Here is an 11659-nt window from a genome sequence, read left to right on the forward strand (position 1 = left end):
AAAAGACTTAGGAGATTCCCTTGACTGAACAGGCTTTTGAAACCCGTCAGATCCACGCCGGCCAGGTAGTGGACAGCGAAACCGGCGCACGTGCGCTGCCCATCTACCAGACCACCTCGTTCGTCTTCGAATCCACGAAGACCGCTGCAAACCGCTTTGCCCTTGCAGAGCTGGGTCCCATCTACACCCGCCTGACCAACCCGACGACCGAAGCGGTTGAAAACCGGATCGCGAGCCTCGAAGGCGGAGTCCACGCGGTTCTCGTCTCCTCGGGTCAGTCGGCAGAGTTCCTGTCGCTGATCAACATCGTTGAGGCCGGTGACCACATCGTGTCCAGCCCCAGCCTCTACGGCGGCACCTACAACCTGCTCAATGTGACCCTGCGCAAGCTCGGCATCGAAACGACCTTCGTTGACGACCCCAGCGACATCGACGCGTGGAAGCGTGCCGTGAAGCCCAACACCAAGGCCTTCTTCGGCGAAACAATCTCTAATCCTCGTTCGGACGTGCTCGACATCCGCGCCGTTTCCGATGTCGCACACGAAGCCGGTGTGCCGCTCATTGTCGACAACACGCTTGCCACCCCGTACCTGCTGCGTCCCATCGAGCACGGTGCTGACGTTGTCGTCCACTCGGCGACCAAGTTCCTCGGCGGGCACGGCACGTCGATCGCCGGTGTCATCGTCGACTCCGGCAACTTCGACTACGGCAAGAACCCGGAGAAGTTCCCCGGCTTCAACGAACCGGACGACTCCTACAACGGTTTGGTGTTCGCCCGTGACCTCGGGGCTGACTCGCCATTCGGCGCGAACGTGTCCTACGGCCTGAAGATCCGCGTCCAGCTGCTGCGCGACCTCGGCACTTCAGCGTCGCCGTTCAACGCGTTCCTCCTGCAGCAGGGTATTGAAACCCTGTCGTTGCGCATGGAGCGTCACGTTGAGAACGCCACCCGTGTCGCCGAATGGCTCGAAGAGCGTGATGACGTCGAATCGGTGTCCTACGCGGGACTGGAGTCCTCGCCGTGGTACGAACTGGGCAAGAAATACCTGCCCAACGGTGTCGGCGCGGTTCTTGGCTTCAACATCGCCGGCGGCTATGACGCAGCGGTGAAGTTCGTTGAGGCACTCGAACTGCACAGCCACGTGGCCAATATCGGCGATGTCCGCTCGCTGGTCATCCACCCGGCTTCGACTACCCACTCGCAGCTGAGCGAAGAAGAGCAGATCGCAGCAGGTGTCAACCCGGCATTCGTCCGCCTGTCGGTGGGCATTGAGGGCATCGAGGACATCCTGGCCGACCTCGAGAAGGGCTTTGCCGCAGCTCGCGGCTGATCCACGATGACAGTCACCAGTGTGAACAGAGTTCTTGAGATCGACGGCTTCACCCTTGAATCCGGGGTTCTCGATCACATCAGCCTCGCATACGAAACATTCGGCACGCTCAACGCTGAAAAGTCGAATGCGGTGATTGTCGAACACGCCCTCACCGGTGACTCCCACGTGACGTCCGGCCGCACGGATTCCCGTGCGGCCGGCGCCGCGCCCGGGTGGTGGGAGGAACTCGTCGGCCCGGGGCGACCTATTGACACTGACCGCTTCTTCGTCATCTGCACCAACGCCCTGGGTGGGTGCACCGGCACGACGGGTCCGCTGTCAACAGCACCTGACGGCCTGCCCTACGGCGGACGGTTCCCGCGGGTCAGCATTCGCGACATGGCGCGTTTGGAGCTTCTCCTGCTGGACCACTTGGGCATCGATCGCCTGTACGCCGCGATCGGCGGTTCAATGGGCGGAGCGCGTGCCCTGGAGCTGGCGCTCGAAGCGCCGGAGCGAGTGCAGCGGCTGACGGTACTTGCCGCTCCGGCCTATTCGGAAGCAGACCAGATCGCATGGGCACACGCTCAGGTCGCAGCCATCACTATGGACCCCGAGTACGCAGGCGGTGACTACGCTGTGCTGGGCTCGGTGCCTGAAAGGGGTCTGGGCTTGGCCCGCCAGATTGCCCACCTGACCTACCGCAGCGACGCGGAGCTCAACTCGCGTTTCGGTCGGAATCTCCAGCACATGTCTGACGACCCCTATTACGCCGTGCAGTCCTATTTGGACTACCACGGGGACAAGCTCGTGGGCCGTTTTGATGCTCAGGCGTACATTCTTCTGACGGAAGCGCTGCGCGACCACGATGTGCGCCGCGGTCGTGCTGACACGCTCAATGAGGCCCTTGCGCGCTACACGGGTCCGGCATTGGTTCTGTCGCTGTCGACAGACCGGCTGTACCCGCCGAAGCAGGTGAAGCTCATCGCCGACAACCTGCCGGGGCAGGTTGAGTACGCCGAGATTCCCACGGACGTGGGCCACGACGGCTTCCTCACGGAAGCTCGCGCGGTCGGTGCGTACGTGTCGCAGTTCCTCAGCTGACGAGGCGGAGCAGCCTTGTCGGCTTCACCAGCGAGGGGTTGAGGGCCGGTTCACTTCCACATGACGAAGTCTGAGGCCTGAGGGTCCGGATCGTACTGCGGAGGCGCTGTCATATCGAGACGCCAGTCGCCGGCGTTGTCATCCCAGACGAGCCGGTAGGTGAATGCACCCTTGGTGGTGTCTTTCGTCGCGTAGAGAGTCACTTCCGCGCCAGCTTCTGTGTAGCTTTCAATCCGAAACCCCTCGGGCTGCATGAATATGCCGTTCTCGCCCTGCAGCTTTTCGGCTTCGAGCTGCTTCTTCGCTTCGGGTGAATCCGCTGCGGCCTCTATTTCCCTGCCGATGGAAAATGCGGCTGCGAGGTTGGCTGCTGCGTAGGCAGCACCTGTCGGGGAATGGGCGAAGCACCGCGGCATTGCGCCGTCGTGGCCGAGCGGTCCGAATTCGTCTGACGTAGGAAGCGTGAAAGGTGAATCACCATACGATTCCCACGTGGTGTTCGGTGCAGCGCTGGGACTGGCCTGATCATCCGAAAGGCCCGCACAGTCGTTTCCCGTCGTCTCGGCCTGCAGCTTTCCCGTTGCCGTTATGGCAACAACGATGATCACGAGCACTGCGACAAGCCCGAGCGCACCAACACCCCACGCCCACGGTTTGAATCTGCGGGTCTGTCGGCTGCTGGTGTGCTCTGTGGCCATTGTTCTCCTCGATTCGCTTCCAAAGCGGCGCTCAGTATGCATACGACACTAACGGCCGCAGTGGACGCTGACAGGCGCGTTGACGCAGTTCAGCTGTCGGCTGATTTTGCCTTCAGCTGGGCCTCCCGCTGCTGTTTGCGGCGATAGATGTCCTTTTCATCCTGCGGCATGTTTCCGCTGCGCTTGAGCTCGGCGTAGTAGTCCCGTGCTTCCTGCTGGCGCTGTTCTTCGGCACCGTCGGCAATCGGGCAGCGACGGTGTTCGGGGCCATAGCCGAAAGCGGCAACAGCATCACCGGCGTTGGCGGCGAGTTTGCGCACCAGACGGTTGATGGTCGGCTCGATCTGGCGGGCACGGTTCATGGACAGACGTCCGTTGGCAATGTGCCATCCGGCGTGAGCGCTGATCAGCTCGAGGCCGTAGAGGTCGCGAATGCGGCGCAGGAACTTCGCTTCTGCCGGGTTGCCCTCAGGGTCAACGGAGTGCATGAGGTCATTGAGTGCGCGCCACTTGTGCAGCTCAATGAATGCGCGTGCGGTTTCGATGAGGTCGTTCTGGTGGTCGTTGAAGAGTTCGGCGGCGTCGGTCGAGTTCATCTTGTTCGCCGGTCGGAGGTTCGCTGCCAGTTCAGTCAGCGTCACCTCTGCTCGGGATGCCAGAAGAGCTTCTTGCAGGCGGCCGGACCGGATGCGCTTTTCGTTCATTGCCGGGGTGAAGAGGTCCCCGATGGTCGAGCTGACATTGGCAATGCCGGAGCGGAAGAGAGTGCGCTCAGCGGCGTAGCTGCCGACGTAACGGGCAATGCCGCCGACGTCGAGGTCGCGCATTTCGCTCGCGTAGTCCGTCAGGAGGCGCTTGCCGACCAGCTGCAGCAGGACCGTGTTGTCACCTTCGAAGGTGGCGTACACGTCGAGGTCGTGGCGCAGCCCCACGAGCCGGTTTTCGGCCATGAAGCCAGCACCGCCGCAGGCTTCGCGTGCTTCCTGGATGATGTCGAGGGCTTCCCAGGTGGTTGTGGCCTTCAGTCCGGCGGCCAGCGTTTCGAGTTCCGCTCGGGCTTCTTCGGTGTCGTCCCGTCCGGAGAACACCGCGTCGAATTGGTCCAGAAGGCGCTCGTATGCGGCTTGGTTGGCCCAGATCTGTGCGAGCTTCGGCATGAGTCGGCGCTGGTGACGGCGGTAGGAGAGCAGTGTGGATTCTTCCGCGGCGTCCGGTGATTGGAATTGGCGCCTGGCGAGTGCGTAGCGCACTGCTATGTCGGCGGCCAGTTTCGCCGCCGTGTTGGATGCCCCGACAAGGGAGACGCGGCCCTGCACCAGGGTGCCGAGCATTGTGAAGAAGCGCCGGCCGGGCGATTCGATGGGCGAGGAGTATTCGCCGTCTTCTGAGACGCTTCCGTAGCGGTCCAGAAGGTGGGTGCGGGGTACGCGCACGTGGTCGAAGGCAAAGCGGCCGTTGTCCACACCGGGAAGGCCGCCTTTGTATCCGTCGTCTTCGATTGCAATGCCAGGCAGGGGATTGCCGGATTCATCGCGCACGGGCACGAACAGGGCGTGCACGCCGTGATCAACGCCGGCGGTGATGAGGCGGGCGAACACGACCGCTGCCTGTGCGTGGCAGGCCGCGTTGCCGATGTACTCCTTGTAGGCCGCGCGGAACGGGGTGTTGATGACGAATTCCTGTGTTTCAGGGTCGTATTCGGCAGTCGTGGCAACAGCGGCGACGTCAGAACCGTGGCCGATTTCCGTCATCGCGAACGAGCCCAGAAGGCGGCCTTCTATCGCGTCGAGCAGCCAGGCATCGTGCTGTTCTTCATTGCCCAGGTGCTGAATGGCGCCGGCGAACAGTCCGATCTGCACGCCCGCTTTGATCTGCAGGGAAGGACTGACCGTGACGATCTCTTCGAACATTGTGATGTGCTGGTCGTGCTGGTTCTCGCCGCCGAGTCGCTCGGGCAGGGGAGTGCGCGCGATGCCCGTTTCAACCAGCTTCTGCAGGCTTTCGCGCGTTGCTTCGCGCTTTTCCTCCAGTGTCCAGCTGTCTTCGAGCAGAAGGCCGTCGCCTCCTGCGAATGCACGGCCGGCGGCGCGAGATTCAGCGCGGGTGCCGTCCAGCAGAGCCGAGAGGACTTCAACATCGAGTGTCAGGTGGTCTTTGCTGCTCATGATTCTCCTGGGAGGGTGCGGGCTGATGCGTACAGCCAGTCGGTCAGCGTGGCGGCAAGGTGATCGTGGGAGGGCAGGCTGTCAGCCGGCAGGTCAGCAGCGGGCTGTGCGGGGGCCTGGGCTAGCCAGTGCTGGGTGGCGGAGTGGATGAACCCGAGCGCGCCGTAGGACCATGCCAGTCCATCAGGTCCGGCCAAACGCAGCCGGGAGGCGATGAGCTCTGCAATGCCCTTCATAAAAGGGCTGTCAGGGCTTACCGCTATATCGCAGAAGCGGTAGACATTGGGGGATCCGGCTGCGAACTGGGCGAACGCAAAGACCATGTCGCGCAGTTCGCCTTGCGGGCTGCCCTGCCCGCCGGTGTCGAGGCTGCGCTCTATGCGGCCCAGAGCCCATTCGCCCATAGCGCGACGCAGGCCGGTGCGATCACCGAAGTAGCGGTAGAGAACAGTTTTCGACGTCCCGATCTGGGCGGCGATGTCATCCATTGAAAGATCGCCGTGGGCATCGACCGCTTTGCGCGCCGATCGAAGCAGGTCAGCACGCCTGCGGGCGCGGTGAGCGTCCCATCGTGCTGCGCGGCCGTCGCGTCTCTGCGGTTCCATACCGCAACAGTATCAAGTACTGTTCGTATCAGATAACTCTTCAGGAGGTTCCCGTGTCACAGACTCCGGCCGCAATTCTCGGCGGCAACCGCATTCCTTTCGCCCGCGCCAACCGTGAGTACGCCGAAGCTTCCGTGCAGGACATGCTCACATCAGCCATCGACGGTCTCAGCGCCCGCTTCGGCCTTGCAGGACAGACCCTTGGGGCTGTTGCCGGTGGAGCCGTTCTTCGCCACTCACGTGATCTCAACATCACGCGCGAGGCGGTGCTCGGCTCAGCTCTCGCACCTCAGACTCCCGCTTTTGACCTGGGGCAGGCCTGCGCCACGGGCCTCGAATCCGTCGTCTCAATCGCCCAGAAGATCAAGGTGGGCCAGATCGAAGCCGGCATCGCATCAGGAGTTGACTCCGCCTCGGACGCTCCGATCGCAGTCAGCGAGGGCCTGCGCAGGGCACTGCTCGAGGCTTCCCGGGCACGCACCCTGCCCGCCCGCCTCAAAGCGCTGGCGAGCATTCGCCCTGCCGACCTCGCACCCGCGCCACCGAGCAACACCGAACCGCGCACCGGACTGTCGATGGGTGAACACCAGGCCCGCACAACCGCCGCGTGGGGCATCAGCCGTGAAGACCAAGATGCGCTTGCAGCCGCCTCGCACAAAAACCTTGCCGCGGCGTGGGACCGCGGTTTCTTCGATGACCTCGTCACCCCGTACCTGGGACTTAAGCGCGATGGCAACCTGCGCCCCGATTCGACCCCGGAAGCTCTGGCAAAACTCGGCACCGTCTTCGGCCACAGCCTCGACACCCCGGCAACCATGACCGCGGGCAACTCGACACCGCTGACCGATGGCGCATCGTCGGTTCTTCTGGCCAGCCCAGACTGGGCTCAGGCGCACGGCTTCGAGCCGCTTGCCTACCTCAAGGACGCCGAAGTTGCGGCAGTTGACTTCGTCACCGGCGACGAGGGCCTGCTCATGGCACCCGCCTACGCCGTGCCGCGTCTGCTGGACCGCAACGGACTGACGTTCGCTGACTTCGACTTCTTTGAAATCCACGAGGCGTTCGCATCGACCGTTCTGTGTCACCTGGCCGCGTGGGAATCCGAAGAGTTCTGCCGTGAACGCCTGGGCCTGGATTCGCCACTGGGAGCGATTGAGCGCAGCAAGATCAACCCGAACGGATCGTCGCTGGCGGCCGGACACCCGTTCGCGGCAACCGGTGGACGGATTGTCGCTTCGGCGGCCAAACATCTGAAGGAAACCGGTGGTAAACGCGCACTCATCTCCATCTGCGCGGCCGGCGGTCAGGGACTCGCAGCAATCGTGGAGGCATGACATGGCTGATAAGTACATCGACATCGCAAACGGCCCGCTGGCCGGAATCGTCAAGAAGCTCGGATTGCCGTCACCGGTGAAGCTGCGTCGCTTCGATTCGGGTGCGGCCTATCTCAAAGAGCCGATTCTGCTGGTCGGGACAGGCAGTTCAGCAGACACGCTGGGACAGCTGCTGGAAGACAACGGCTTCCGCGTACACCGAATCTTTGACCCGGCCTACCGATACGGCGGAATCGTCGCCGACTACACGCAGATCGAGACACCCGCAGACCTCGCAGAGATCACGTTGGGAATTGGCTCTGCTCTGAGGCGAATGACCGCCTGCGCCCGGATCATCACGATTGCGCACGCCCCTGACAACAGCGCATCTGCAGAGCTCAACTCTGCACGCCAGGCCGTCGAGGGCATCACGCGTTCGCTGGCACACGAAATGCTGCGCGGCTCAACGACAAATGGCATTCAGCTGGACGGCGTCGGCCTCGATGCCCCGAGCGTCCGGGGCGCCCTGTGGTTCCTCCTGTCGTCGAAGTCGGCCTATGTGTCCGGTCAGTTCCTGCGCGTGAACTCGACAGCCGGTACGTCGATTGACGCCGAACAGTTCGCCGCCACCGGGAAGACCGGCCCCCTGGCAGGCAAGACGGCTGTTGTCACGGGTGCCGCCCGTGGCATTGGCGCAGCGATTGCGAAGACCCTCGCCCGCGACGGTGCCGACGTCGTCGGCGTTGACGTCCCGCCGGCCGGCGATTCTCTCGCAAAAACCATGAACTCGATCGGCGGGCGCGCCTGCGCACTCGATGTGACTGCTGAAGACGCCGGTGTGCGACTTGCTGAGGCTGTTGGCGCTCCCGTTGACATCCTCGTGCACAACGCCGGCATCACCCGCGACAAGCTGCTGGCCAATATGAATCAGCAGCAGTGGGATTCGGTTCTTGCGGTCAACCTTGAATCCCAATTGCGGATCAACTCGCAGCTGGCCGATGCGTGGGGGAGTGAACCGCACGTGGTGAGCCTCGCCTCGACATCGGGCATTGCCGGCAACCGCGGTCAGACGAACTACTCTGCGTCCAAGGCCGGTGTCATCGGCATGGCCGCTGCGTGCGCGGACGACTTCGCCGCTCGCGGCGGAAGCATCAACGCGGTGGCCCCGGGCTTCATTGAAACCGATATGACCGCGGCGATGCCTTTCCTCACCCGCCAGGCGGCCAGGCGCCTGTCCAGCCTGCAGCAGGGCGGCCTTCCCGTTGATGTCGCTGAGGCCATTGCCTTCCTTGCAAGCCCCGCTGCCGGCGGCATCAACGGGCAGACGCTGCGCGTGTGCGGACAGAACATGGTCGGTGCGTGATGAGCGCTTCAACCTACGCGAAGGCCGCTCTGACTGCATTGCGTCGAGGGCCGCAGAAAGCAGCCGCACCCGCGCGAACAGTGACCGAGGAACATCGCATCGACCCTGCCGCGTGGGCTCGTTTCCAGCGCGTCACGTCCGGGCCCGTCGGCAACAGCGTCAGCCCCGCCTACCTGCACACGTTTGGGTTCCTGCCCTCACTTGAGCTCATGGCTGACAGTCAGTTCCCTCTGCCGGTGCTCGGCATGGTCCACGTCTATAACCGCTTTGAGCTTCTCGCACCCGTGTGGGTGGGTGACGAACTGACCGTGGAGACATCCGTTTCCGCTCCCCGCCGGCACCCCAAGGGTGCCGTTGTGGACATCAGGGTCACGGGCCGCCGAGGTGGAGCCCCGGTTTTCGAAGAAACCTCGGTTTATCTGGCTAAGGGTGCGGAACTGATCGATGCTGATGAAGGCGAAGCGATTCCGCGGATTGAATGGCAGGCGGACAGCCTGCCGACAGCTCAGTGGAAGCTCGATCCTGCTATCGGCCGCAGCTATGCCGCGGTGTCAGGGGACCGCAACCCGATTCATCTCAGCGGTGTTGCCGCAAAGGCCTTCGGCTTCCCGCGGCGCATTGCCCACGGAATGTACACGGCCGCGCGTGCGCTCAATGCGACTGATGTCGCAAGTGAAACATATGTGTGGGAGATTCAGTTCGCCAAGCCTCTTCTGCTGCCAAGCACGGTTGATTTCAGCCTGCAGCGGGCTGGAGAAAGCGTTACAACGGCTGTCACCCGCAAGTCCGATGGGGCGCCTCACGTGATCTCCAAAATCACCCCGTTGGGCGCGTGAATACACGGCGCAACCGGTGACGCACAGTCGATTTTGCAATCGTCTTACCAGGGTGTAGAGTGTCATCTGTTGCCCAGCGCGGGTGGCGGAATTGGTAGACGCGCTAGCTTGAGGTGCTAGTGGCCATTTATACGGTCGTGGGGGTTCAAGTCCCCCTCCGCGCACAGCGAAACAAGGCCCGGAACTTAAGGTTCCGGGCCTTGTGCTTTACACGGCTGAATTGCATGAGTCCTCTTGTGCCCCGCGGTACGCTTAGAAATCAGCTGAAAGAGCGCTGGGATGAACGGAGAACGCATGACAGAAGCGCATCTCGAATCGGAGCTGACCACCGCTGCGGTTTTGGCAGCCTACGCGCGCATCCACCGGCTGCAGGCCCATGTGAGCGTCCGCGTCCTCACCCCTGAAGTGCGCACTCTTCTCCTGAACCGCTTCGAACAGCAGGGCACCCCCACAGAGAAGATCAGCGAAGTTGAGGGCCTCATCGCAGCGGCCCAGCAGCACATCGGATCAGATGAGGCGAAGCCGCTCAGCGCTGTTTCCTACGACAAGACCCGCAGGCAGTTTGTTTCGCGTCTTGTCCGCGCCGGCAGTGCGGGAGTCCGCCTGTGGCCGCCCACCAGCCAAACCGTGCGCGCCCAGCTTGGCGGCCAGCAGTGGAACACAGCCATGCGCAGCCTCGGCATACCCATTTCCTCGCGAGGCAAAGCTCCCGGGCCTACACGCTTCAGCAGAGATCAATACGTGCGGGCTGTGACGGACTTTATTGCAGAATCTTCGACCGATCAGTCCTTCCGGGCATACGGTGAGTGGGTGGCTCGCCAGAACGCCGCGGGAGCGCACCGCCCCTCAGGACCGGCGCTGCGCAAATTCTTCGGCAGCTGGTCCGCCGCAAAGGAAGCACAGGCTGACGAAACACAGGAGTAACCCATGACCATCGACTTCTCCGCCGCTCAGTCCGAAGTTGTGCAGATCTGTTCGGATCTCATCAGGATTGACACGCAGAACTGGGGTGAAGGCAAAGCCAACCCGGAACGGCCCGCCGCCGACTACATCGCAGAGAAGTTCCGCGAAGTCGGGCTTGACTCCGAAATCTACGAATCAGCCCCCGGCCGGGCCAATCTCGTGGCACGCATCAAAGGCAAGAACCCTGATCGCCCGGCACTCGTCATGCACGGGCATACGGATGTCGTCCCCGCTGACGCCTCGGAGTGGAGCGTTGACCCGTTCGGCGGCGAAGTCAAGGACGGTCTTCTGTGGGGCCGAGGTGCCGTCGACATGAAGAACGGCTGCGCCATGATCATTGCCGTAGTGCGCCAGATGATGCGCGAGAACATTGTCCCGGACCGTGACATCCTCGTGGTCTTCTTCGCTGACGAAGAAGCCGGCGGAACGTACGGCTCCCGCTGGATGGTCGATAACCACCCCGAGGTGTTCGCAGGCGCTGCCGAGGCGGTTTCGGAAGTCGGCGGCTACTCCGTTGATGTGCGCGGTGAGAAGATCTACTTGGTCCAGACCGCCGAAAAGGGCCTGCAGTGGCTCAAACTGGTAGCTAAGGGCTCCGCCGGACACGGCTCGCAGCGCAACGACGACAATCCGATTGTGAAACTCGCCGAAGCTGTGGCGCGGATCGGGCGCTACGAATGGCCCGTCGAGATTCCTCAGGCGACCCGTGAACTGCTCAAGGGCGTCGCCGACCTCACCGGGATCGAATACACGGAAGACAATTTCCCAGCGCTGCTGAAAGAACTCGGCTCGGTCGAAAAGTTCGTCGGCCCCACATTCGCGACGAGCGCCAATCCGACCGCTCTCGGTGGGGGATACAAGCACAATGTCATCCCCGGTTCCGCTGAGGCGCTTATCGACTGCCGTCCGATTCCCGGCCGGACGGAGGATGCGCTTCTCACACTGAAAGAACTTGCAGGCCCTGACGTGGACATCGTTCCAGTCGTGCAGCACGTGTCATTGGAAACGCCGTTCGAAGGCGATCTGGTTGAGCAGATGAAGAAGAGCGTCCACGCCTACGACCCTGAAGCTCACGTTCTGCCCTACGCGCTGTCTGCCGGTACTGATAACAAGGCTCTGAGCTTTTTGGGGATCACCGGCTACGGTTTCATTCCGCTGCGTCTGCCGGCCGACCTTGACTTCCCCGCAATGTTCCACGGGGCCGACGAACGGGTGCCGACCGAAACGCTGGAGTTCGGCACCCAGATCCTGGGAGATTTCCTCGTCAACGCGTAACCACCACGCGTTTGCCCTTTAAAC

At 62.7% G+C, this 11659-nt stretch carries 10 protein-coding genes and 1 tRNA gene; 8 read left to right on the top strand and 3 right to left on the bottom strand.

The window, feature by feature from the left end; all coding sequences use genetic code 11:
- Positions 1-20: 20 nt before the first annotated feature.
- Positions 21-1331 (top strand): bifunctional o-acetylhomoserine/o-acetylserine sulfhydrylase, encoded by a 1311-nt coding sequence (locus HMPREF3087_RS03020; protein ID WP_070427996.1) that lies wholly within the window; start codon positions 21-23, stop codon positions 1329-1331.
- A gap of 6 nt (positions 1332-1337) precedes the next feature.
- Positions 1338-2417 (top strand): homoserine O-acetyltransferase MetX, encoded by a 1080-nt coding sequence (locus HMPREF3087_RS03025; RefSeq protein ID WP_070427997.1) that lies wholly within the window; start codon positions 1338-1340, stop codon positions 2415-2417.
- A 50-nt stretch (positions 2418-2467) separates the two neighbouring features.
- Here HMPREF3087_RS03025 and HMPREF3087_RS03030 read toward each other — a convergent pair whose 3' ends face one another.
- From HMPREF3087_RS03030 to HMPREF3087_RS03040, 3 genes are all read right to left on the bottom strand, one after another.
- Positions 2468-3115: a DUF8175 domain-containg protein gene (locus HMPREF3087_RS03030; RefSeq protein ID WP_070427998.1), complete on the bottom strand. Its 648-nt coding sequence runs from the start codon at positions 3113-3115 to the stop codon at positions 2468-2470.
- Positions 3116-3204: 89 nt separating this feature from the next.
- Complete coding sequence (locus tag HMPREF3087_RS03035; RefSeq protein WP_070427999.1) at positions 3205-5280, bottom strand: acyl-CoA dehydrogenase family protein; 2076 nt, start codon at positions 5278-5280, stop codon at positions 3205-3207.
- Positions 5277-5885: a TetR/AcrR family transcriptional regulator gene (locus HMPREF3087_RS03040; protein WP_062021351.1), complete on the bottom strand. Its 609-nt coding sequence runs from the start codon at positions 5883-5885 to the stop codon at positions 5277-5279. The genes HMPREF3087_RS03035 and HMPREF3087_RS03040 overlap by 4 nt, the downstream gene beginning before the upstream one ends.
- A gap of 53 nt (positions 5886-5938) precedes the next feature.
- Between HMPREF3087_RS03040 and HMPREF3087_RS03045 the strand changes: the two genes are divergently transcribed.
- From HMPREF3087_RS03045 to HMPREF3087_RS03070, 6 genes are all read left to right on the top strand, one after another.
- Positions 5939-7219 (top strand): acetyl-CoA C-acetyltransferase, encoded by a 1281-nt coding sequence (locus HMPREF3087_RS03045; protein WP_070428000.1) that lies wholly within the window; start codon positions 5939-5941, stop codon positions 7217-7219.
- Position 7220: 1 nt separating this feature from the next.
- The gene (locus HMPREF3087_RS03050; RefSeq protein ID WP_070428001.1) at positions 7221-8561 is read left to right on the top strand and encodes a 3-oxoacyl-ACP reductase; all 1341 of its coding nucleotides are present in this window, start codon (positions 7221-7223) and stop codon (positions 8559-8561) included.
- A complete protein-coding gene (locus HMPREF3087_RS03055) occupies positions 8561-9397 on the top strand; it encodes a MaoC/PaaZ C-terminal domain-containing protein (protein WP_070428002.1) in 837 nt (278 codons plus the stop codon). The genes HMPREF3087_RS03050 and HMPREF3087_RS03055 overlap by 1 nt, the downstream gene beginning before the upstream one ends.
- 76 nt (positions 9398-9473) lie before the next feature.
- Positions 9474-9561 (top strand) — tRNA-Leu (locus tag HMPREF3087_RS03060).
- A 130-nt stretch (positions 9562-9691) separates the two neighbouring features.
- Positions 9692-10321 (top strand): hypothetical protein, encoded by a 630-nt coding sequence (locus tag HMPREF3087_RS03065; protein ID WP_141738853.1) that lies wholly within the window; start codon positions 9692-9694, stop codon positions 10319-10321.
- A 3-nt stretch (positions 10322-10324) separates the two neighbouring features.
- A complete protein-coding gene (locus HMPREF3087_RS03070; protein ID WP_070428004.1) occupies positions 10325-11635 on the top strand; it encodes a M20/M25/M40 family metallo-hydrolase in 1311 nt (436 codons plus the stop codon).
- The last annotated feature ends 24 nt before the right edge of the window (positions 11636-11659 follow it).

The organism is Brevibacterium sp. HMSC22B09 (assembly GCF_001806795.1).
GTDB lineage: Bacteria > Actinomycetota > Actinomycetes > Actinomycetales > Brevibacteriaceae > Brevibacterium > Brevibacterium ravenspurgense.